18 protein-coding genes are annotated in these 23,126 nt (G+C 61.6%); 7 read left to right on the top strand and 11 right to left on the bottom strand.

From position 1 onward, the window contains the following. Positions 1–121 precede the first annotated feature (121 nt). From E4021_RS12455 to E4021_RS12440, 4 genes are all read left to right on the top strand, one after another. Positions 122–2,335: a patatin-like phospholipase family protein gene (locus tag E4021_RS12455; RefSeq protein ID WP_136459692.1), complete on the top strand. Its 2,214-nt coding sequence runs from the start codon at positions 122–124 to the stop codon at positions 2,333–2,335. 26 nt (positions 2,336–2,361) lie between these two features. Further along, entirely contained in the window at positions 2,362–3,195 is an 834-nt protein-coding gene (locus E4021_RS12450) for an SDR family NAD(P)-dependent oxidoreductase (RefSeq protein ID WP_136459691.1), read from the top strand. A 117-nt stretch (positions 3,196–3,312) separates the two neighbouring features. Continuing rightward, entirely contained in the window at positions 3,313–3,894 is a 582-nt protein-coding gene (locus E4021_RS12445) for a YeeE/YedE family protein (RefSeq protein ID WP_246050291.1), read from the top strand. Next, positions 3,891–4,304, top strand: a complete 414-nt coding sequence (locus E4021_RS12440; protein WP_136459690.1) for a DUF6691 family protein — start codon at positions 3,891–3,893, stop codon at positions 4,302–4,304. The genes E4021_RS12445 and E4021_RS12440 overlap by 4 nt, the downstream gene beginning before the upstream one ends. 316 nt (positions 4,305–4,620) lie before the next feature. On the opposite strand, the gene E4021_RS12435 is transcribed toward E4021_RS12440, so the two are convergent. From E4021_RS12435 to E4021_RS12385, 11 genes are all read right to left on the bottom strand, one after another. Continuing rightward, positions 4,621–5,304, bottom strand: a complete 684-nt coding sequence (locus tag E4021_RS12435; RefSeq protein ID WP_136459689.1) for an endonuclease III domain-containing protein — start codon at positions 5,302–5,304, stop codon at positions 4,621–4,623. Positions 5,305–5,359: 55 nt separating this feature from the next. Continuing rightward, positions 5,360–7,564 carry a M56 family metallopeptidase gene (locus tag E4021_RS12430; protein WP_136459688.1) on the bottom strand — a complete coding sequence of 735 codons (2,205 nt, stop codon included), beginning with the start codon at positions 7,562–7,564 and terminating at the stop codon, positions 5,360–5,362. A gap of 1 nt (position 7,565) precedes the next feature. Then, positions 7,566–7,922 carry a BlaI/MecI/CopY family transcriptional regulator gene (locus tag E4021_RS12425; RefSeq protein ID WP_136459687.1) on the bottom strand — a complete coding sequence of 119 codons (357 nt, stop codon included), beginning with the start codon at positions 7,920–7,922 and terminating at the stop codon, positions 7,566–7,568. Between the two features lie 142 nt (positions 7,923–8,064). Beyond that, entirely contained in the window at positions 8,065–9,339 is a 1,275-nt protein-coding gene (locus E4021_RS12420; RefSeq protein WP_168797590.1) for a sensor histidine kinase, read from the bottom strand. A gap of 10 nt (positions 9,340–9,349) precedes the next feature. Beyond that, positions 9,350–10,705 (bottom strand): sigma-54-dependent transcriptional regulator, encoded by a 1,356-nt coding sequence (locus E4021_RS12415; protein ID WP_136459685.1) that lies wholly within the window; start codon positions 10,703–10,705, stop codon positions 9,350–9,352. Between the two features lie 42 nt (positions 10,706–10,747). Then, a complete protein-coding gene (locus E4021_RS12410) occupies positions 10,748–11,926 on the bottom strand; it encodes an ABC transporter permease (RefSeq protein WP_136459684.1) in 1,179 nt (392 codons plus the stop codon). 32 nt (positions 11,927–11,958) lie between these two features. Then, complete coding sequence (locus E4021_RS12405; RefSeq protein ID WP_136459683.1) at positions 11,959–13,290, bottom strand: ABC transporter permease; 1,332 nt, start codon at positions 13,288–13,290, stop codon at positions 11,959–11,961. 166 nt (positions 13,291–13,456) lie between these two features. Continuing rightward, complete coding sequence (locus E4021_RS12400; protein WP_136459682.1) at positions 13,457–14,122, bottom strand: ABC transporter ATP-binding protein; 666 nt, start codon at positions 14,120–14,122, stop codon at positions 13,457–13,459. A gap of 31 nt (positions 14,123–14,153) precedes the next feature. Next, a complete protein-coding gene (locus E4021_RS12395) occupies positions 14,154–15,641 on the bottom strand; it encodes a TolC family protein (protein ID WP_136459681.1) in 1,488 nt (495 codons plus the stop codon). Beyond that, positions 15,638–16,888, bottom strand: coding sequence for an efflux RND transporter periplasmic adaptor subunit (locus E4021_RS12390; RefSeq protein ID WP_136459680.1), 1,251 nt, complete (start codon positions 16,886–16,888; stop codon positions 15,638–15,640). The genes E4021_RS12395 and E4021_RS12390 overlap by 4 nt, the downstream gene beginning before the upstream one ends. A 122-nt stretch (positions 16,889–17,010) precedes the next feature. Beyond that, positions 17,011–17,364, bottom strand: coding sequence for a DUF2237 family protein (locus E4021_RS12385; RefSeq protein WP_136459679.1), 354 nt, complete (start codon positions 17,362–17,364; stop codon positions 17,011–17,013). A 164-nt stretch (positions 17,365–17,528) separates the two neighbouring features. Here E4021_RS12385 and E4021_RS12380 point away from each other — a divergent pair, with 164 nt between their 5' ends. From E4021_RS12380 to E4021_RS12370, 3 genes are all read left to right on the top strand, one after another. Further along, complete coding sequence (locus E4021_RS12380; protein ID WP_136459678.1) at positions 17,529–19,295, top strand: ABC transporter ATP-binding protein; 1,767 nt, start codon at positions 17,529–17,531, stop codon at positions 19,293–19,295. 127 nt (positions 19,296–19,422) lie between these two features. Beyond that, a complete protein-coding gene (locus E4021_RS12375; protein ID WP_136459677.1) occupies positions 19,423–21,039 on the top strand; it encodes a SulP family inorganic anion transporter in 1,617 nt (538 codons plus the stop codon). 105 nt (positions 21,040–21,144) lie between these two features. Then, positions 21,145–23,094, top strand: a complete 1,950-nt coding sequence (locus tag E4021_RS12370) for a SulP family inorganic anion transporter (protein ID WP_136459676.1) — start codon at positions 21,145–21,147, stop codon at positions 23,092–23,094. Positions 23,095–23,126: the final 32 nt, after the last annotated feature.

Genomic DNA, 23,126 nt, shown 5'->3' with positions numbered 1-23,126 from the left:
CGGACGACTTGAGTGGTCCGACCACTGAGCGGCGGACCACTATAGCAGGTTTCTCGCAATTTTCATAATCTTACCGCCCCAATCCCCCCGACGCATCACCGGCCGGAGGGTCCGGCCGCCGATGAAGACCCACCTTACCCTGCTCCTTTGCTGCCTCCTTTGCACCTGCGTCCGCGCCCAGGGAGATACGAAGGTCGGACTGGTACTCAGCGGCGGCGGCGCCAAAGGCTACGCCCACATCGGGGCCCTGCGCGTGATCGAGGAAAGCGGGGTGCGCGTCGATTACATCGGCGGCACGAGCATGGGAGCGGTGGTGGGCGGACTCTACGCCGCCGGCTACAGCGCCGACCAGCTCGAGCAACTGCTGCGCAGTATCGACATCATGGCCGAACTGCAGGACGCCGTGGAGCGCCAGGACCGCACCATCTACGAAAAGCTTTACAACGAAAAGTACCTGCTCTCGATCTCGATGCAGGACTTCAGCATCCAACTGCCCACCGCCCTTTCGGACGGCCAGCGGGTACACGACCTGTTCGCCAACTGGACGGCCGAGGTGGGGCACATCCGCGACTTCAGCAAGCTGCCCATCCCCTACCTGGCCGTGGCCACCGACATCGAGACCGGCGACGCCGTCATCCTGGAAAACGGCATGCTCGCCGAGGCCATGCGCGCCAGCGCCGCCCTGCCCGGCGTGCTGAGCCCCTACGAACTCGACGGCCACCTGCTCACCGACGGCGGCGTCTCGAACAACTACCCCGCCGAGGAGATCAAGGCCAAGGGAATGGATTACGTCCTCGGCGTCAGCGTGGAATCCGACCCCCTCAAGGCCAGTGAGATCGGAAGCGTGGCCGACCTGATCCTGCAAATTGCCTTCTTCCAGGCCAACCGGCGCAACGTCGAGCAGTACGAAGTCACCGACTTGGACATCAAGCCCGACCTGAAAGGCTTCAACGTACTCAGCTTCAGCGACATCGACACGCTCATCAACGCCGGTTACCGCGCGGCCATGGACATGAAGCCCACCCTAGACTCCCTGGCCGCCCTGCAGCGCAACAAGAAAAGCACCCGCGATACCAGCGACGCCGACGTGCCGCAGTACCTCAACGTCGGCCGCATCACCATCATGGGCAGCGACGAGCTTTCCGACCGGCAGGTGCTCAGCTACTTCGACGACCAGCTGCCGGGGCGCATCAGTTGGGAGGATTTCCGGCAGGGACTGGTCGACCTCCACGTCACCGGCCGCTACGCCAACATCAACTACCGCTGGGAATACCTGCTGGGCGGCTCGCGCGACGAGGTCGCCCTGGAGATGGTCTTCGAGCAAGTACCTGCCTTCGGGCAGCAATTACGGCTGGGCCTGCACTACGACCCCGTGTACCGCGCCAACCTGCTGCTCAACCTGACTCTCTACGATCAACTGGTCGACAACAGCACCACCAGCCTGGACCTGATCGCGGGCAACCGCCTGCGCTACCGATTCGACTACCGCATCAACCGGATCAACGGCTCGGCCTTCGGACTGCGCAGCCGGCTGGACTACGCCGACGTGGGCTTCGACGTCACGGACGTGGAAAACGAAAACCTCGGCATCGTTCTCAACCGGGTCGACTTCCGCTTCAACGATTGGAATGCCGAAGCGTACTGGGACGTGCGCCAGACCAAGAACAGCTTCACCGGCATCGCGGCGGAAATGAAGTACTACTCCACCACTTCCGACCAGCTGGCCTCGGCCGATACGTCCAGTCTGTTCACCCTCGGCCACGACTTTTACTTCGTGCCCAAGCTGTATTTCATTTACGACAAGCTCAACCAGCCGCACTTCCCCCTGCGGGGGTTCACCATCGACAGCGAGGCCCGTGCCGTGCGCGCCCTCTCCAACCGCACCCCCGGCTGGGCCTTCAACGTGGACGTCGATTTCCTCGGGATGGTGCCGCTCACCGCCAAGAGTTCGCTGGGCATCGAGGTAAGTGCCGGCACCTTCCTGGGCCGCTCCACCCTGCCCTACCGCTACTACCTCGGTGGCGTGAACCGGCAGTTGCTCAACAACTTCAAGCCCTTCCCGAGTCTGGATTTCGGACAGGCCTCCGGCAACGGCCTGCTGCTCACCGAACTGTTCTGGCGGCAACGCCTCTTCTCCAACCACTATTTCCACCTCGGGGGCCGGGGTGCCTACATCGGCAACCCCTTCGACGTACCCAGTTCGGTCGACGATTCCTGGATCGCGGCCGGGGTGGTGGCCTACGGACTCAGCACGCCGCTGGGGCCTATCGAACTTACCTACGCCCAGGGCTCCCAGGGCGGGGGCCTGTACTTTTATCTGGGCCACTGGTTCTGACCCCGGTCGTTGACTACCTTACGCTTATGATAGATCTCCGGGGTAAAGTAGTAGTGGTCACCGGGGCAGGTTCCGGCATCGGTCGGGAGCTCGCCCGCCAACTCGCCGACCGGGGTGCCATACTGGCCCTCAACGATCTGAGGGAAACTGAACTCGAAGCCACCTGGTTTGGGCTACCGGAAGCGTCCAGGGGGCTGCGGCAGGCCTTTGACGTGGGCGACCGCACGGCCGTGGAGGCCTTCGCCATTGCCGTGAAGGACCAGCTTGATCGGGTCGACGTCGTCATCAACAACGCCGGGTTCAGCGTGCGGCAGCAGCCCGTGATCCACAGTCGGGTGGAGGACTACGAGCGCACCCTGCGCGTCAACCTCTGGGGGGTCATCTACGGCTCGCTGGCCTTTCTACCCTACCTGCGCGAGAACGCGGACAGCAGTCTGGTCAACGTCAGCAGCGTATTCGGACTCTTTGCGTTCCCGGGCTCCGGGCCTTACAACGTGAGCAAATTTGCCGTCCGGGGGTTCACCGAGACACTCCGCGTGGAGATGGGCCCCAAGATGCACATCTGCTGCGTCCACCCCGGCGGTATCGCCACCAACATCCACCGCAACGTCGAGATCGAGGATCCCAAGGAGCGCGAACGCTTTATCACCACCTTCGAAAAGCAGGCGCACACTACGGCCGCGGAAGCCGCCCGCCAGATCATCCGCGGCATCGAGCGACGGCGGTCTCGGGTACTGATTGGCCAGGACGCCTTCTGGATCGACAAGGTGACCCGCCTGCTGCCCGACCGCTACGAACGGGTGCTCGCCCGCTGGCTGGACCGCGACAAGTTTTTGGCGCGGCCGCGGGTGCCGCGCTAATCCCCGAAAGCCGGGAATCGGGGTTACGCTACCCGTTTACGCCGGAATGCTACCTATTCCCAAGCCACGGTGTAACTCCTTGCCGCTGCCGGTTGTATTAGTTGGAAACAACCTCCCGTGGAATTTCTCTCCCAACCCTGGCACTGGTCCGTCAGCGGCGTCCTGATCGCCCTGACCATGCTGGCGCTGCTGCTCCTGGGCAAGGAGTTCGGCGTCAGTTCCAACCTCCGCACCATGTGTACGCTGGTCGGCGCGGGCCGGCGGCACGACTTCTTCCGGATCGACTGGCGCGCCCAGACCTGGAACCTCGTCTTCGCTGCGGGGGCGATCCTGGGCGGTTTCATCGCGACCACCTGGCTGGCGAATCCGGATCCGGTGGCCATTTCCGCCGAAACGACCGCTTACCTCAACTCCGTCGGCATCGATTACCCGGCGGGCGAAGGCTTCGTTCCGGACGAACTCTACGCCATGGACCGGCTGCTGCAGCCGTTGAACTGGCTCTTCCTGGTGGTGGGCGGCTTCCTCATTGGCTTCGGCACCCGCTGGGCCGGCGGCTGTACGTCGGGTCATGCGATCAGCGGATTGGCCAACCTGCAGCTGCCGAGTCTGGTAGCAGTCATCGGCTTCTTTATCGGGGGGCTGGTGATGACCTGGCTTATCCTTCCTTTCCTTCTTCCCTACCTAACCGCCGCAGCATGAAGTTTCTAACCTACCTCGGCATCGGCACCATCTTCGGGATCGTCATGACTAAATCGGAGGCGGTCTCGTGGTTCCGCATTCAGGAGATGTTCCGCTTCGAGAGCTTCCACATGTACGGCATCATCGGCGTGGCGGTGGTGGTGGGGGCCCTCCTGGTGGCCTTGCTCAAGCGCTTCGACGTACACGCCATCGATGGCAGCGAGCTGCGCCTCAAGCCCAAGGCCCACACGTACCGTCGCTACATCTACGGCGGCACCCTCTTCGGGCTGGGCTGGGCGATGACGGGTGCCTGTCCCGGGCCGCTGTTCACCCTGCTGGGCCACGGCATCTTGTCGATCGTGCTGGTTATCGCCAGCGCGGTGCTGGGTACTTACGTTTATGGGGCTTTTCGGGGGCGGCTGCCGCATTAGGTTATCTTTTTTCCTGTCAGACGTCCGACGTCTGTCAAAATGTCAGACGTCGGACTTCTGACAGGATGACGTCAAGGTTTTCCTAGGGTTTCCACCTACTTCACCGCGACCGATTATTGCAGATATCCAATTTCCTCAATTCTGGAGATTAGGTACACGTCCGACGTATGTCAAACTGACAGCCGCATAAATACTCGCTATTTATTTGCGGATTTTCTGAAACAGGCATTTCCGAGCCTCTTTGGCCACGAAATTGCAGGTACGCAGCCAACTGACACGTCGGACGTGTGCCAAAAAGGCACACGTCCGACGTCTGTCAGTCCGTCACCCGCTCCAAAAAGTACCGGCACCGCTCCCGCACCACGCAGTCGCCGCAGCGCGGATGAGAGTAGGTGCACACCCGCTGCCCGTGCCGGAACAGCAGCTTGTGGAAGTTGAGCAACTCATCGGCGTCGCGGGGAAGGATCTCCAGCAGGGCCCCATGAGCCTTGGCCTGACTGATTTTGGCCGGCAGAATACCGAAGCGCGTGCTCACCCGATGCACGTGGGTATCCACCGGCAGCACCGGCATGCGCAGCGAGAACAGCAGCACGAAGGTGGCCGTCTTGAAGCCTACCCCCGGCAGTTCCATCAACAAGGCCTGCGCCTCTTCCACTGGCATATCGGCCAGGAAGTCGAGGTTCAGGTCGCCGTAGGTATCCTGAATGTGGGTTAGTATTTCCTTAATGCGGGGGGCTTTGATCTCGGGCCAGCGGCTCGTCTGTATGCATTGCTCTATGCCCTCGACCGTGGCACCCGCGACCCCGCCCCAATTGCCGTAAGTAGCGAGCAACTTGTCGTAAGCGGCCTTTTCGTCGGCGTAGTTCGTGCGCTGACTCAGGATCGTAGCCACTAACTGGTCGATGGCGGTTTTCGTACTGTAGCGCGTCTGCCGGCCGTACGCCTCTTGCAGGGTGGTGATGAGGTACTCCAGCTGGGTTTGGGTGGGGGTATCGGGCATGACGGTGGGGCGGGCTTACCCCATAAAGGTTGACCGCCCGCCCCCGGGTTCGGTGCTAACGGCGGGCGTGGCCCATTATCCGGTGCTGGATCATGTCCTGCAGGTCATCGCCCTCCTGGCGGTGCTCGCGTACGTAGTCGGGAGTCACATTGTGAATCTTGAGCGCGAGCAGGGTTTCAAAGGGGATCATGCCGTAGCCGAGGCCCTCGTACGACCGGACAAAAGCAGGCGTGATGCCGTGTATGCTGGCCGCCAGCAGGTCCTGTCCGGACAGGTCGGCGTACCCCAGTTTCCGCAGTTCCTCTACCTGTTCGGGGTTTACTCCGTGAATGCGGTAGGCCATTAGGTCCTCCAGGCCGTTGATCTCCAGGCCGGCCGCCCGGATCTCCTGGGTATTGGCGGCGGTTACCCCGTGAATTTTGGCCCCGACTACGTCCTCGACCGACAGATCGGCGAATCCCAGGTCGCGGATCTCCCGCACGTAATCCGCATCGATGCCGTGAATCGACAACTGCAACAGCTGGTCAAACGACAGCTCCCCGAAACCCAGGTCTTTCATGCGCCCCACCATCGCGGGATCCAGGTCGTGAATCCGGGCCTGCACCAGGTTGTCGAGCGTAAGGTCAGGGTAGCCCGCATCCGCCATGCTGCGCATGTACTGTCGGTCGACGCCAAAGATTCGCAGTTGTATCACCTGTTCCATCCGCGGGCGCTCAAATCCGGCGGCGCCGAGGTCGGCAAGCACTTCGGTGAGGGTGGCATGGTTGATACCGAAAACGGCCATTTGCAGCAACTCCTCCCGGCGGGGATTGAAATTTTCCCGCTTCAGGTAGGTAAGGTATCCGGCGGTAAGGTCGCTCAGGAAAAAGTGAAACAATTCCCGGTCCGAATACCCCTCATAGCCCGCGGCGGCGAGCGCCCGTTGGAAGGCCGCGTCGGGTACGAAGGTGTAGGTGCCTTGTCCTCGGCCTCCGGCAAAGCTGCCGGTGAATTTCAGGGTGCCGGCTTCCCGCGACGCCTCGAAGGTTCCGCTTATCCCCTCGGGTAAGGCACCGAGTTGGGCGGCGGGGAAGCACTCGCTGTTGGTCGAACTGTAATGGTCATCGCCGGCCGACTCCTCGATCAGCGTAAAGCAGACCTCATCTCCGCTCATGTAGGCCGTCCAGTGGTACCCCAGTTCTCCGTGCAATGGCGCTGGCGGCACGGGGGGCGCGGGAGGCGCAGGGGGTGCAGGTGGCGCGGGTGGCGCAGGGGGCGCAGGGCGGGTTTCGGGAGCGGGTGCCGGACGCTCGGTGGGGGTGGGCGTTTCCTGGGCCACTACATTGAGGGAGCTCAGCGAGAGCAACAGCAGCAGGGGCAGGGCCAGGTATTTCCAGCCGGCGCGGGGGGAAGACTTTTTCGATTTCATCATGCGGATTCTTTGTTCCAGAAATTGGTGATTGTAGCCCGTGGCCAGCCGGTGCGCATAGCGCGGCGCGGCGACCTGCAGCAGACTGAGTTGGTAGTGGACCGGGTCGTGCCCGCGGCGCAGCACTTCTGCGTCCGTCAGGTATTCCAGGTTGTTCTCGACCGCCCAGCGGTACAGCCAGGCAACGGGATTCCACCATTGCAGCACCACCACGAGTTGTGCCAGCAGCAGATCAACCGTATGCCGCTCCCGCACGTGTACCCCTTCGTGTTCCAGAATACGGGCGCGGGTGGCCGAGTCATAGTTGCGCGGGTTCAGCACCACGCGGTTCCAGAAGGAATACGGGGCGGTGGCCTCCCCCACTTCCAGTACCTGCAGCTCCCCGATCCGGTAGGTCGGTGGCCGCGTCAGCACCCGCCCGACACGCAGCAGGTGGTGGAGGAATTGCATCCCGAACAGTCCTACCCCCAGCCAGTACACCAGCCATAGGGCTTGGCTCCAGCTGAAACTCGCGTACCATTTGGGCGCGGCCGCGGGTGCCGGATCGGAGGTTGCGGGAGCCGTATTAGCCGGTTCCGCAAAGCGAAGTACTTCCCCCGACCCGGGCATTGGCACGGCTACGATGGGCACTTCGGCTACCGACAGACTCGTCTCCGCCGGCCGCGGATCCTCCAGGGCCGCCCGCAGCGAAAGCCCGGCCGGCACGGTCACCAGCGGCAGGAGGAAACTGGCCGCCAGCCCTCCCAGCAGCAACCAGCGGTTGAGGCGGAAGAAGGTCTCACCCCGCAAGACAAAGTAGTAATAGCCGTAGCAGGCGGCCAGCAACAGACCGACATGGATCAGGTAATGCATGTTACTGTTCTTTGATGAGGCGCAGCAGGCGCTCGAGCTCCGTGGCGTCGAGTTGTTGCTCCCGGGCGAAGTAGTTGACCAGATTCATGGGGGAATTGTCGAAGAAGCGGCGCACGACGTCGTCCACGGCCTTCTTCTGGTAGTCCTCCTCCGCAACGACGGGAAAAAAGCGGTAGGCGTTGCCTAATTTCTCGTGAGCCACGAATCCTTTTTCCTCCAGAATCTTGACCATGGTCGAAACCGTGTTATAGTGCGGTTTCGGATCGGGCAGTTCCTCGATGATATCCTTTACGAAGGCCCGCTTCAGCCTCCACAGTACCTCCATAAGTTGCGCCTCGCGGCGGGCCAGTCGCTGCATGTCTACTAATTGATTAGTACAAGTATAGTCCTAATCTTTTAGTATTGCAACTAATTCTTTAGTAGATAACCTCTGTGAAGGCGCCGCCACCCTGACAGACGTCGGACGTCTGCCAAAAAGTCAGACGTCCGACGTCTGTCAGTTAGTCAGGAAAGACAACGCGGAAATGGGTCCAACTGTCCGCTTCCGTGCGCAGGCGGTAGTCGGCTCCATGTCCCTCCAGGATCTCGCGCGACAGGGTAAGGCCCACCCCCTGCCCCGTAGCTTTGGTGCTGAAGAAGGGGGTGAACAGCCGTTCGGCGACGTCGGCTTCGATGCCTGGTCCGTCGTCAGAGATCACGAAGCCCGGCGGAGAGCCGGCGCTACTGATGCGTATATGGCCTTCCTTCCCGATGCTCTCCCGGGCGTTCGTCAAGGCGTTGATGATCACCTGTTCAAGTTGGGCGCGATCGGCCTGCACCCATACCGGATGCGGGGCGAGGGCCAGGTGCAGTTCGATCCCGTCGCGCCGCATGAGTTCCTGCATGACCTCCACCGCCGAACGCAGCGCCAGGTTGAGGTCGAGCCGCTCACGGCAGGGGGCGGGCAGGCGCACCACGCGGGCGAAGTTGCGCATGAAGGCGGTCATGTGTTCCGCCCGCAGGATGACCGGCGGCAGGTGGTCACGCGTCAGACTGGCCAGCTCGGGGTCATCGTCGCCGGCCACTTCCAACAGGGTTTTCAGGACGGATACGATGGCGGCGTTCGAATTATTCACTTCGTGGGCCATCATGCGGATCACCTTGCCGTAGGCTTCCTTTTCGGCCTGCATCAGGTCGGCCGTCACATCTTGTAGGATGATGAAGCTCCGTTGAAAGCCGCGGTCGACGAAACCATGGCGCTCCACGTGCAGCCGCCGGTTACCGGGCGTAGTGAAAACTGCCTTCTCCCCCACTCCAAGTGTTAGGGCAGGCTGCACAACGGCGGCACCGAAGTCGGCCCCCGACTGCCGCCGTTCGGTTACCCAGGGATTTTCGGATTCTATTTGTCCGTCAAAGTCCAAAATGATGATCCCGACCCCGGCGGCCTGCACCAGGCGGTCCAGGAATTCCTCACGCTGCCGACCGGCGATCCGCTCTCGACGCAGTTGCTCGATCATACGATTGTACACTCCCGCCAGCCGATCCATTTCCGGACTGCCCGTGGCGCGAATCTTGACCGAGAAGTCCTGATCGGCCAGGGCGCCGGCACCACGACTAAGCAGTTGCAGGGGTGCTACCAGCACTTCGTAGAGGCGGTACCCGAGGTAGGCTGAGAGCAGCAGTACCATTTCAATCAGGAGCAGCACCGGCCCCGGCCCCACCACCGCATAGATCAACCCCCCGATCACCAGGTGCAGGGCACCTACGTAAGCGAGGTATTTGAAGGCGACGGACACGCGATCCAAGTTAAGGGGTGGTGATTGAAATGCCATACTTCTCCAACCGGCGGTAGAGGGCCGCGCGGGTCAGTCCCAGCTCGCGGGCGGTGGCCGTGATTTCTCCGCCGTTGCGTCCAAGGGCGGCGCGGATCATACGGATTTCCATTTCCTCCAGGGTCACGCCGGAGGGCGTGAAACCCGCAAGCGGCTCACTGTTGCTACCCGACTGCCGTTGCAGCTGGTCGACCGTGATCGTGTCGTCCGGCGACAGGATAGCCGCACGTTCGATGAGGTTCTGGAGCTGGCGGACGTTGCCCGGGAAGGGTTGGCGTCGCAGCCAGGGCACCGTGGGTGGATCGAACCGCAACCCCGGCCGGTCGTAGCGGCGACGGGCACTGTCCAGGAAGTGTACCGCCAGGGGGGCGATGTCTTCGGGCCGTTCACGCAGGGCGGGGAGTTGCAGATGGATGAGGTTGATGCGGTACAGCAGGTCTTCCCGGAAGGTGCCGGCCGCGACCATGCTGTCCAGGTTCCGGCTGGTGGCGCTGATCACGCGTACGTCGGTGGGGCGCGGACGGCTTTCCCCCAGTCGCTCATACTGCCGTTCCTGGAGCACACGGAGCAGTTTTACCTGGGCGGCGGGCGCCAGGTCGCCGATCTCGTCCAGAAATAAGGTGCCGCCGGCGGCCAGTTCGAAGCGGCCCGCGCGGTCGGTCCGCGCATCGGTAAAGGCGCCGGCCTTGTGGCCGAAGAGCTCGGACTCGAACAGTTGCTCCGGAACCCCGCCCAGGTTGACGGCCACGAAAGGTCCGCCCGCCCGCCGGCTGGCGGCGTGGATGGCTTCGGCGACCAGCTCCTTACCCGTACCGCTCTCACCGGTGATGAGCACGGCGGCCTCCGTACCGGCCACGCGACGGGCCTGATTGATGATGTCATTAAGCACCGCGGAAGAGCCGATCAGGGAACCGAACGGCTCGGCATCTCCCGCCGGGACCGCGGCACCCGCGTCCGCGCCCCGCTCCAGTTGCGTCCGGATGGTGTTGAGCAGCTCCTTGTTATCCCAGGGCTTGGCGATGAAGTCGCGCGCGCCAGCCTTCATGCCCTCCACGGCCAGCTGCACCGTTGCCCAGCCCGTCATCTGGATCACCGGAAGCTGCGGAAAGGCTTCCAGCAGCTCCATCAGTAGCCGCATGCCCGCCCGCCCGCTGGTCTCGACGGTGAAATTCAGGTCTAGCAGCACCAGGTCGGGCCGGTACGCCCGTACGCGATCCACCGCCTCCCGCGGCTCGTAGTGGCTCTCCACGGCGTAGCCCGCCCTCTTCAGCAACAGTTCGAGGCTATTGCAGACCGTACGGTCGTCGTCGATGATCAGGATACGTGGGATGGGATGTGAACTTTATTGTTGATAATCGGTGAGCGGCAGGTGTCATTCCTCGTGCAGTACCTGCGCCGGATGCAGGCGTGCCGCCTGCCGGCTGGGCAGCAGGGCACAGGCCGTGACGATCAACAGTATGGTAACCACTGCCGCGGCGATGCCAAGGTAAAAGTACTTTCCGGGCCAGGGCAGCAACTCCAGCAAGGGAACCTGCACGGCGAAGAAGATCCCGAGCAGCAAACCGGCCGCGGTGACGATGAGCACCTCGCCAACGAACTGCGCCGTCACTTCACCGGGGGTAGCGCCCAGCGCCTTGCGCAGCCCGATCTCGGCGCGTCGGTATCCGATCTGGGTGAACAGCACCCCGAAGAGCCCCAGGGCAATATTGATGAGCAGGAAGCCGGAGATGACGAGCATGATGACCAGGGGGATCACCACCGGCCGGTTGGCCTTGACACGGTCGTCGGCCATGCTCCAGATGACTACGTCGGTGTTCTTGGTCAGGTCGACCAGCCGTCGGTAGAGGGGCTCCTGGACGTTAGCCGTTGCGCCCGGCCGGGTGCGTACGATGAGCATCTCAAATGGTCCTTGTTCCGGGTGGAGGTCGACGTGGGAGAAAAAGGTCAGGGGAACGTTCTCCGCAAAATTGCTCTGGTACTTGAAGTCGTCCACGACCCCGACGATGCGGTGCTCGCCGCTGACCGGCAGGATGCTGTCGATGAGGGTTTCGGCGTCGGAGAAATACTCGTCTTTGAAGGCTCCATTGACGATGATCGGGGGATACTTCGCGTTCAGGTCCGCGGCGGTGAACCAGCCGCCCTCCCGGAAGGACAGTTCGGCGGTTTCGGCAAAGTGCTCGTCGGCGAACATCATCTGGGTGCGGATAAGGAAACCGTAGCGGTCGTCCGACGTCTGCCAGGTACCGCCGCCGAATGGGTTGACCGGTCCGATCCACGATACGGCGGCCACGTCCGGCATGTCCAGTAACTCCTCACGGATCCTGCGCTGGAGGTCCACCACCCCCGCCGAATCGAGCTGGTCGTCGAGATCGACCTGCACGCCTAGACTGTGTTCGTAGCTGAACCCCAGGGGCGACCGGTAGCGGTCGAAGTGATAGATGGAAAAGGTGTACACCCCGAACAGCACCACGAAGGCCAGCAGTATCTCCAGGAAAATCAGGACGTTGGAGCGGCGCTTGTTCCACATTAACTTCAGCAGGTGGGAGAGCATAAGGTTTGTTTTTGATGGTGGACTGGCCTGGCTTATCCCCGCAGGGCGTTGGCGACGTTGGTGCGGCTTACGCGGTAGGCCGGCAGGATGCCGGACAGCAACCCGAACAACAGGATGACGATGAAATAATAGAAGACCACCTGCCAGGAAAGCGACAGGCGGGTGATGCCCAGCAGGTCGTTGGTATTGATGTACCAGATGAGGAAGAAGGCCAGTACCAGTCCGATCGCCCCGCCGATTGCGGTGATGACCAGGTTCTCGAAGAGGAACTGAAGCAGAACGTCGCGGGCCTCTGCCCCAAAAGCCTTGCGCACCCCGATCTCGGCCCGGCGCTCGTACACGCGGCTGATGTTGAGGTTGATCAGGTTGATAAGCGGCAGGGCCACGAAGAGCAACAGCAGGATCACAACGGGTATGAACAGGATGCGCAGGGCCCGCGCGGGATCCTGTTCCTGCACCACCCGCATCGCGTAGGCCTCCGGGATGCTGGCATTCATGATCTTCAGTTTGTTGTAGTCGCTCTCGGGCGGAAAGGTGAAATGCTCGGCCATGAAGTTTATCTCCTCGCTTAGCACCTTGCGCCGCTCGGGGGAGCTCACTTCGAATATGGCACTGAAGCCTCCCGACACGTCCGTACTCGACAACGATCGCTGGTCGAGGGTGGTGAGGGGCAGGTAAATGTCGCCGCCGAACATGGGGCTGTCCGACAGGGGCCGGTTGATCACCCCCGCCACGGTGAAGGCACGACGGCCCAGCAGCATCTCGCGGCCCAGGAGATCAGCAGTTACTTCGCCGAAATACGCGCGGGCTGCCCGGTCGGTCAGGACTACCTTCTGGTTGCCGGCGGCTACGTCCGCTTCGTTGAAGGGCTGTCCGAAGCGGAAATCGAAGTCCAGCACCCGCCAGTAGTCGGCGTTCGTATAGTAGGTCGAGAAGGTAAATTTCCGGCCGTCGATAAAGCCGTCGGTGAAGTTGCCATCGTGGTATATGGCCATCCGCTCGGCCGCCTCCATGTCGGCCAGGTTATCCATGAGGAAGCGGTAGCTCATCGGACCGTTGGAGTTGGAGACCACGTTCTCCGTGATTTCCTCGGTGGTGTCGTACCGCTCCGTTCCGTCGTCCGCGTATATCGTCTCAATGCTCAGGGTGGTATCGGGCTCGTAGCGCAAGCGTTCGGCCATGGGGGCCACCAGCAGGCGATCGCGTTTGGTCATGGGCTGGTTGCGACCCAGGCCGGCATCGAAGAGGGATGTCAGCAACATCAAAATCATCAAAGTAAAACTGATGCCGAACAGGCTGACGAAGGCGTAGAACGGCTTACGTCGCAGCACCTTGAGGGCTAGGGTTAGGTAGTTTTGGAGCATTTTTGATTTACGATTTACTATATCCGGTTTACGATTGGGCTGCCGCTGGTTTCTGCTCGCTTCGCTCGGGGGGATTTACAATTTTTGATTTTTGATTTACAATCGGGCCGCCGCTGTTTTTGCTCGCTGTGCTCGTGGGGGTAAATGGTCAATTGTAAATCCCAAATCAACTAACCCGCTCCCCGTCGCTCAGCCGGACCAGGCGGTGGGTCTTTTTGGCCATCCGTTCGTCGTGGGTGACCATTACGATGGTGGTTCCCAGTTCCTGGTTGAGGCGCAGCAGGATGTCCATAATTTCCCCGCCCATGTGGCTGTCGAGGTTGCCGGTGGGTTCGTCGGCGAGCAGGATGTTGGGTTGCCCGACGATGGCCCGCGCGATGGCTACTCGCTGCTTTTGGCCGCCCGACAGTTGGTTGGGAAAGTGGAAGGCGCGATTGCTTAGGCCTACGTGCTCCAACGCCTCCAGGCTGCGCCGCTTGCGTTCCTTGCTTCCGACCTTGCGGTACAGCAGCGGGAGCTCCACGTTGTCGACCACCGAAAGGTCGTTGATCAGGTGAAAGCTCTGAAAGATGAAGCCGAGCTGTTCGTTGCGGAAGCGGGCCACCCGACTGCCGTTGTAGCCGGTCACCTCCTGTCCGGCCAGCACTACCCGCCCCGCGGTGGGCTCGTCGATCAGGCCCATGATGTTCAGCAGGGTGGATTTTCCGCAGCCCGAGGGCCCCATGATGCTCAGGAACTCCCCCGCCGGCACCGTCAGGTTGAGGTGCTGCAGGGCCAGGGTCTCGATGGTATCGGTGCGGTAGGATTTGGATACGTTGGTCAGTTCGATCATTTCCGGGGAGTTTAAGGGTGATGGGGGCGGACTACTTTTCGTAAAGCGGTTGGTCATTGATGAAATCCCAGAGCGTGAGCCGCTCCAAACTGGTGTAGGTGAGCCAGTACGCGCGCAGGGTTTCGGCGTAGGCGCGAGTATTCAGGTCGCGGTTCTGCTGGGCGAAGGTGAGGTCGGTAAGGGGGATAGCCCCCAGGGTGTAGCTTTCCTGGCTGATGCGGAAGCGCTCCTCGGCCAGGTCGCGGATGCGGATGGCCAGTTGCAGTTCTTCCCGGACCGTCCTCCACTGCTCCAGCAGCTGGGTGAGCTGGCCGGTGAGTTCGTTTTCCCGTCGCCGGCCGAGTTCACGGGCCAGATCCACCTCGGTTTCCGCTCGCCGGTTGAGGGCCTGCCGCTCGCCCCAATCGAGCAGGGGCACCGCGAAGGTGAGGCTCACTACCCTTTCGTTCTGGGGGTCCCGGTAGATCGGGTTCAGTTCGTCGGCGTTGCGGATCAGTCCGATGCTCGCGTTGAAGTCGAGGCGGGGCCCCAGGTCGCGGCGGATACGGTCGGCCTCCCGTTCGGCTTCCAGTACACGCTGCTGGAGTTGCAGCAGTTCGGGGCGGTCGGCCAGGTGCGTCAGGGCCTGGGCTGCGGGGATGTCCACTCCGGCCCGGGCGTCGGGGGCTGCCGGGCGGAGGAGTTCGCCGTTGTATGCTCGCCCCAGGTACTGCAGGATGTTCGCGGAGGCCCGTCCCACTAGGCGTTCGGCCCGGAGCAGATTTTGTTCGGCGCTGGCCTGCTCCAGTTGCAGCTGCACGAGGTCGCCCCGGTTGATTTTGCCCAATTCGTAGCGTTCGGCGGCGATGTCAAACAGCGTGGCGTTGGCCGCCCGGTTTGTCTCGGCTATGCGCCGTTCTTGGTCGGCGTTCACCAGGTCGAAGAACAGGGCGGTGGCGTCCAGCGCGGCGTCGGCGCGGGCGGCGCGGAGGGCGGCGTCGCTTACACTCACTTGCATGGGCAGCAGGCGGCGGTCCCACTTCCAGGGGTTGAAGGCCATGAGCGGCTGCTGGAAGGTGAGCCGTACGGGGGAGCCGTTGTAGCGCTTCGTTTCCTGCGCGAAATTATCGGTACGTTGTAGGAGGGTCTCCAATCCGAGCAGTCCGCCGGTGCCGGCGATGCGCTGGGTAGCCAGCAAGGACGCCGAGGAGTTATTGAGCTCGATCTCGCGGAAGGCGATAGTGCCGTCGTCCTGCGTCACTTCGGTGGAGGTGCGGAAATAGTTGGGCAGGGTGGCGGCCAGGTCGAGGCGGGGCCGCAGTCCGGCTTCGAAGGCCTGTAAGTTGAGGGTAGCGGCGCGTTGTTGCTGCTCGGCGATGAGTACCTGTTCGGCGCGCTCGGTAGCCGCCTGCTGCAGTTCGGTGAGGCTGATCGTGGTCCCTCGCGTTTCGGTTTCCTGGGCGCGGACGCGGGTGCAGAGGAATAGGGCCAGGAGCAGGAACCACAGGTGCAGGCGGTTGAGTCGGTCGATCACGTTCATTCTTCGTCCAGTTTGAAAGCGTTCAAGTCCTTCAAGGCTTCGAGATCGGAGATGACGATGCGGTCGCCGGCCTGCAGCCCTTCCTCTACCTCTACGTAATCGCCGTTGCGCGCGCCGATGCGGATGTCACGCCGCACAGCTTCGCCGTCCCGGACCACGAAGACCGACTGTGAGCGGCCGCCGCGGAAGACCGGGCCATTCTTCACGCGCAGGGCGTCCTCGACCCGACTGGTGATGACATAGAGGTCGGTGCGCAGATTGGGCCGCAGGTCGGTATGAGCCGGATTGTCCAGGTCGACGCGGAAGCGGACCAGGTTTTCGGTCACTTCCGGCAGGATGGCGGAAACGGTGCCGGTGAGCCGCTCTCCGGGCAACCGCAGTTCTACGGGCAGGCCCACGGCAAGCTGGTCGGCGTAGCGGTCGGAGCAGCTGGCCTCCACCTTGTAACGTCCGAGGTTGGCCACCCGGGCCAGGGCGGTACCTTCCGTGACCTGCTGGCCGATGTTTTCGTTTACCCAGGTGACCACGCCGGCGCGGGGGGCGCGGACCTCCGTTTCGCGGAGGCGGCGGCTGAGCTGGCTTACTTCCTTTTCCTCCATGCCTACCTCCAGCTGCAACTGTCGTTTCCGTCCCGCCAGACTGTTGCGGGCGTAGTCGAGCTGATTGTCGAGTTTGTGGGATTCCAGTTCGCTGATCCGTACGGCGAGCTCGGCGGCTTCGACCTCCTCTTGCGTGGCTCCCCCGATTTCCAGCAGGCGACGGGCGTCGGCCAGGGCGGCGCGGGCGGCCGCCAGTTCGAGTTTCTTGATCTCGGCATTGTAGGAGAGTTCCTTGAGGTCCCGGTCGTACTCCAGGCCGAGCAGCCCGATGCTGTTTTCCTTAACCGCCAGCTGGTCGCGGCGGCTATCCAGCTGCAATTGTACGTAGTCGCGGTCGAGCCGCATCAGCAGGTCGCCGGCTTGCACCGCGGTACCCGCCGTGAGCAATACCTCATCAATGGTAGTGGCCACCGGGGCGTTGATCTGCTCCTCGAAGGCGGGCAGCACCAGCGCACTCGCGTTGATGGTGTTGACTACCTCACCGCGTTCTACGGTCGCGAAGCGCAGGGTGTCTTCCGCCGCCGTGGGGCGCAACATTTTCAGTCCAAACCAGATTACGGCCACCAGCACCGCGCCCAGGCCCACCCACCCGAGCAGTCGGTTGCGGCGGCGGCGGTTGATGTCCTTGGGGTCGAGGGTGCGGTCCATGCCGGCACAACTGCACAGACCGTGCCACGAATTTTACCTATTGATAGTCAATAGATTATAAATCGCCAAATCATCCATGTGTACGAAACCGGACACGCGCCCGTCCGCTATCGGACAAGCGGCTACACCTTCAGCTCCAGGAGCAGGGCGAAGTCGATGAAGTCGAGCACCGACTCGTGGGTGGCCTCCAGCTTCACCGGCGGTGCAACGCCCGCGTCGTGGGCTTCCTTCCAGCGCAGGGCGCAAAGGCACCAGGAATCGCCGGGTTTGAGGCCGGGGAATTCGTATTGGGGGATGGGAGTGGTGAGGTCGTTGCCGCGTGAGCGGGTGAAGGTCAGGAACTCCTCCGTCATCACGGCGCACACCACGTGGCGACCGCTGTCGAGGTGGCCGGTGCGGCAGTAGCCGTCGCGGTAGAAGCCGGTCGGAGGGTCGGTACAGCAGGCGACGAGTTCGGTTCCGAGTACGTTTTTCACGGGATATGGGGAAGGTGGTTTGCATAATACCCCAAAAGAGGTTCCGGGTTCGGCGGCCACCGGCCCCGGCGGCCCGGGGAATTATCCGGCACCCGCGCCCCGGCGCCCCAAAAATTCTTGTAGGTACCTCGACCCAAAGCCCGAATAGCTTGTTACATGCCTTCATGGCCAGCAACGAAGAGAAGCAAAAGTTTGACCTGTACCTCCTGTGGCGGGTCCTGGCGCTGGCCAAACCGTATAAGGCCGTGGCCATCCTGGCCGTCACCCTGGCCGTTGTGCTCGCCCCGCTGTCCATCGCGCGCCCGCGCCTGATCCAGAAGATGGTCGACGATTACATCTTCGCCGGGGACACGCAGGGGCTGACCTTTTGGGCCATGGTCATCGCCGGACTGCTGGTCATTGAAGCACTCTGCCGGTACGCTTTCGTGTACAGCTCCAACTGGCTCGGGCAATCGGTGATCCGCGACCTCCGCGTACGCGTCTTCCGCCACATCAACAGCCTGCGCCTCAGCTACTTCGACAAGACGCCGATCGGCACCTCCACTACCCGTACGATCAACGACATCCAGTCGATCAACAGCATCTTCGCCGAGGGCGTCATTACGATCCTGGCCGACCTTATGTCGATCTTCGCCGTACTGGCCATTATGCTCACCACGAGCTGGCGCCTGACGCTCATCTGCCTCACCACGATGCCGTTCCTGATGCTGGCCAGCTACCTCTTCAAGGAGGCGGTCAAGCGCTCGTACCAGCAGGTGCGCTCGCAGATCCAGAAGATGAACGGCTTTCTGCAGGAGCGCATCACCGGCATGCGGATCGTACAGATCTTCAACGCAGAGCGCTCCGAGGCCCGCAAGTTCGCCGGCATCAACGCCGACTACCGCAAGGCGAATATCGACGCCATCCTCTACTACGCGATCTTCTTCCCCACGGTCGACATCATCGCCGCGGCCAGTCTGGCCCTCATGGTATGGTGGGGTGCCCAGGACGTAGCCCGCGCCGGCGGCGTGACGCTCGGTGCCCTGGTGGCCTTCCCGATCTACATCAACATGCTATTCCGCCCCATCCGGGTGCTGGCCGACAAGTTCAATACCCTGCAGATGGGCCTGGTCGCCTCCGAGCGGGTCTTCAAGGTGATCGACCGCGACGACCAGATCGAGAACACCGGCACGGCCGTACCCACCAGTCTGGAAGGCGAGGTGGAGTTCCGCAACGTGTGGTTCGCCTACACCGGCGTGGAATGGATCCTCAAGGACATCAGCTTCAAGCTCAAGAAGGGCGATACGCTCGCCATCGTGGGAAGTACCGGCTCGGGCAAGACGACCATCACTAACGTCATCAACCGTTTTTACGAGTACCAGATGGGTGAGATCCTGATCGACGGCGTGGACCTGCGGGAGTACGAGCTCACCGCCCTGCGCAGCCGCATGGCCATGGTATTGCAGGATGTTTTCCTCTTTACCGGCTCGGTGATGGAGAACATCACCCTACGCGACCCGGCCATCAGTCGCGAACGCGTCATTGAATCGGCCAAGCTCATTGGAGCGCACGAGTTCATCGAGCGGCTGCCCGGCGGCTACGAATACGACGTTATGGAGCGGGGTGCCACCCTGAGCATGGGCCAGCGGCAGCTGATCAGTTTCGTGCGGGCCCTGGTCTTCGACCCCGACATCCTCATCCTCGACGAGGCTACCAGCAGCGTGGACCCGGAAACCGAGGGCGTCATCCAGCACGCCATCGAAAAACTGATCGACCGGCGCACGAGTATCGTGATCGCCCACCGCCTCAGCACGATCCGCAACGCGGACAATATCATGGTGCTCGAAAAGGGGCAAATTCAGGAATTCGGACCCCACGATGCCCTGCTCCAAATCGAGGATGGACGCTACCGGGAACTCTACGAAATGCAGTTCCTGGAGACGGCGGAGTAGAAAGGTTTGTCATGACCGGGGGTGGTGGTTTGGAACCGCATTGTTATGAAAACCTTTCTCAGGGTTAAACTAAAGGATGTATTTATGTATTAATTGGTCTGCTATTGTAAATTTTTAGCATTCCCGCATGAGTATACCCTCTACCTCCCGTCTTGGCTTATTCGATAACCTGAAGGGCGATATTCCGGCCAGTGTGGTCGTCTTTTTCGTTGCCATTCCCCTTTGTTTGGGTATTGCCCTCGCCAGTGGGGCTCCTCTCTTTTCCGGCCTGATCGCGGGTATCATCGGCGGCATCGTCGTCGGTGCGGTAAGTGGTTCACAGGTTGGGGTAAGCGGTCCGGCAGCCGGCCTGACGGCCATCGTGCTGGGGGCCATCACCGAGCTTGGCAGTTGGGAGCTCTTTCTGACCTGCGTGGTGATCGGAGGGGCCATGCAGGTGGTGTTCGGCATTCTGCAGGCCGGGGTAATCGGCTATTTTTTTCCGAGCGCGGTCATACGTGGGATGCTGACAGGCATCGGGCTGATCATCATCCTGAAGCAAATCCCCCACTTTTTCGGTTACGACGCCGACCCGGAGGGCGATGATGCCTTCCTGCAGGCCGACGGCGAGAATACGTTCTCGGAGCTGTTCAACATGTTCAACTACACCGACGACGGGGCCACCGTCATCGCCTTCATTGCCCTGGGCATACTGATCCTATGGGAGGCGGTGCTGGTCAAACGGAGCAAAATTTTCAACATCATTCCCGGCCCGCTGGTCGCCGTGGCGGTCGGTATCATCTGGGAAGTATCCATGGGCGGGGGCGACCTTGGCATCTCGGAGGAGCACCTGGTGAGCGTACCGGTGCCCGACAGCTTCGACTCGTTCATCAGCCAGTTCAGCTTTCCCGACTTCAGCGCGATCACTCAACTGAACGTCTGGGTGATTGGCTTCACCATTGCGCTCGTGGCCAGTCTGGAAACCCTGCTGTGCGTGGAAGCTACCGATAAGCTGGATCCAAGACGGCGCGTCACCCCCACTAACCGGGAGTTGGTGGCTCAGGGAACGGGCAACATCATTTCCGGCCTGATCGGCGGACTCCCCGTCACCCAGGTTATAGTCCGCAGTTCGGCCAATATCCAGTCCGGCGGGCGAACGAAACTTGCGGCAATCCTGCACGGCTGTCTGCTGCTGATATCGGTGATCTTCGTTCCGAATATCCTGAACCTGATCCCACTTTCGGTGCTGGCGGCTATTCTTCTGCTGGTGGGTTACAAGCTGGCCAAACCGGCTACTTTCCTTTCGATCTACCGGGCCGGGTGGCGACAGTTTGTTCCCTTCATCGTCACCGTGGTGGCTATCATCTTCACCGATTTGCTCATCGGGATCAGCCTGGGGCTCATCGTGGGCATTATCGTGATCCTATACACCAGCTACCAGAACTCCCACTTCCTGCATATGTCCAACGATAACGGTCAGCGGCCCGTAGTCAATATGGTGCTGGCGGAGGAGGTCACCTTCTTCAACAAAGGTGCTATTCGCAAGCAGTTTGACGAAATTCCCGAGGGTTCCCTGCTGCACCTGGACGTACGGAAGACCCAGTTCCTGGATTACGACGTCGTCGAGATCATGAATGATTTCGTGACTACTTTCAAGAACCGCAATATCGAAGTGGAATTGATCAAGGAAAACGGAACCGTTTACAATCCAGAGGACTACTTTGAGGTGCTCGGCATGCGATCGGGTGCCGTAACCTCGCACTAACGACGGTCTTGGATAAAGGTATTCGTGGCAATGTCCGCGAACTGTAGAGCCGGTTGCGGGTATCTACATCGGGCGATCCTCGCCCATACCTTCCAAGATGCTGCCATGAAGAACCCCTTTGTCTTTGATTTCTCTAACCTTCGGGGCGACTTTTTCGGCGGTCTTACCGCAGGTATTGTAGCCCTTCCGCTGGCCCTGGCCTTCGGAGCGCAGACGGCCCTGGGGCCCATGGCGGGGCTTTACGGCGCTATCGCCATCGCCATCGTTGCCGCGCTTTTCGGCGGCACCAACACCCAGGTGAGCGGGCCTACCGCCCCGATGACGGTGGTATCCTCGGCCATCATTGCCAATGCCCTGATGGAATCGGGTGCCGAAACCGTACAGGAGGCGCTACCGCTCATCCTGGCCACTTTTTTCCTGGCCGGCCTGATCGAAATGCTTTTCGGGGTAATCAAACTCGGCAGATACATCAAATACATACCCTATCCGGTGGTCTCCGGCTTTATGAGCGGGATCGGGGTGATCATCATCATCACGCAGTTATTCCCCGCACTCGGTTACAGCGCCAGCAACGACGCTGAACTCGTCGCCAGCCAGATGCCCCACGCCGAGGAGGTCATCCTGGAGGAGATCATCCGCGAAGAGGAGGCCGACGGAGCCCTGAAGGGCGTCATGGACGCTGCCGTGATCGAGGAAACCAGCCGGCGTTTTGCCGAAGTCAGCCAGGAAGAGATCCGTACCCGCGCCGTACGCCTCGCCGGTCGGAGTGCCAGCGGCACGGTAGGCACGCTCTCCAGCATTGACCGGCCCTTCTCCACCCCGGGGGGGATCAACTGGCTGAACGTGTTCTTGGCGCTCTCGACGATCGCTATCATATACGGCTTCAAGCGGATCACGGATATCGTTCCTTCGAGTCTTGTGGCCCTGATTATCATGACGCTCGTGGCCTACTTCTTCATGCCCGGAAAAGTGCCGGTGATCGGGGAGGTACAGGAGGGCCTTCCGCCGTTCTACTTTGACTTTTTCGGCCAGTACTTCGGTTCGGGTATGCTTCTGCGGATCCTGGAATTCGCCTTTACCCTGGCGGCCCTGGGGGCCATCGATTCCCTGCTCACCTCCGTAGTGGCCGACAACATCACCAAGACCAAGCACGACCCCGATCAGGAACTCATCGGTCAGGGACTGGGTAACATGGCCGCCTCCTTCATCGGCGGCCTGCCCGGCGCCGGCGCCACGATGCGTACCGTAATCAACGTGAAGTCCGGCGGCAAGACCAGAATCTCGGGCATGATCGCCGGTTTCTTCCTGCTTCTGGTGCTGCTGGGCCTGAGCGGCATTGTTAGCTACATCCCCAACGGTGTATTGGCCGGCATCCTCATCACGGTCGGTATCGGCATTATCGATTACCGGGGCTTCCGCCACCTGCGAGCCGTACCCCGGGGGGACGCCGTGGTCATGATCCTGGTGCTCCTGCTCACGGTCTTCGTAGGGCTGCTCGAAGCCGTGGCCATCGGCATGGTACTGGCCGCTGTACTCTTCATGAAGAAGACCGCCGATACGGTGGAAGCAGGCGCCACCTCCACGTCGTTTTTCGAGTTCAGCCGCGAAAAGCCCTGGGCCGATGAAGGCGACCTGCTCAAACGAGTTGGCGACCGGGTGTTCATCAAACGCCTCGAAGGCCCCCTGTTCTTCGGCTTCGTCTCCGGTTTTCAGGCCATGATGCAGAAACTGCCCACCGTGGAGGTGGTCATCATCCGAATGGGTCGCGTACCCTACATCGACCAGTCTGGGCTCTACGCCATGGAAGACGCAATCATGGAAATGCACAGCCGCGGCATTGCCGTCGTCTTCACCGGGATGAACGAGCAGGTAAAGGACATGATGGAACGGATCAACCTGATCCCGGGACTGGTTCCCTACAAGCACGTCTTCACTACCTTCGCCGAGGCTCGCCGCTGGCTTGGGGAGCGCCTGGAGGAGGGCAACCTGTCCACGGTTTCCGACGACCAACGCAACCAAACCCCGGTCATCGGCGAGAACATCAGCGAGATATAGGCACCCTCCGGAATTAACACACAACACCCCAG

It is taken from the genome of Neolewinella litorea, from assembly GCF_004803465.1.
Classification (GTDB): domain Bacteria; phylum Bacteroidota; class Bacteroidia; order Chitinophagales; family Saprospiraceae; genus Neolewinella; species Neolewinella litorea.
Note: the sequence above shows the minus strand (reverse complement) of the source record. Positions and strands in the feature narration are given on the sequence as shown.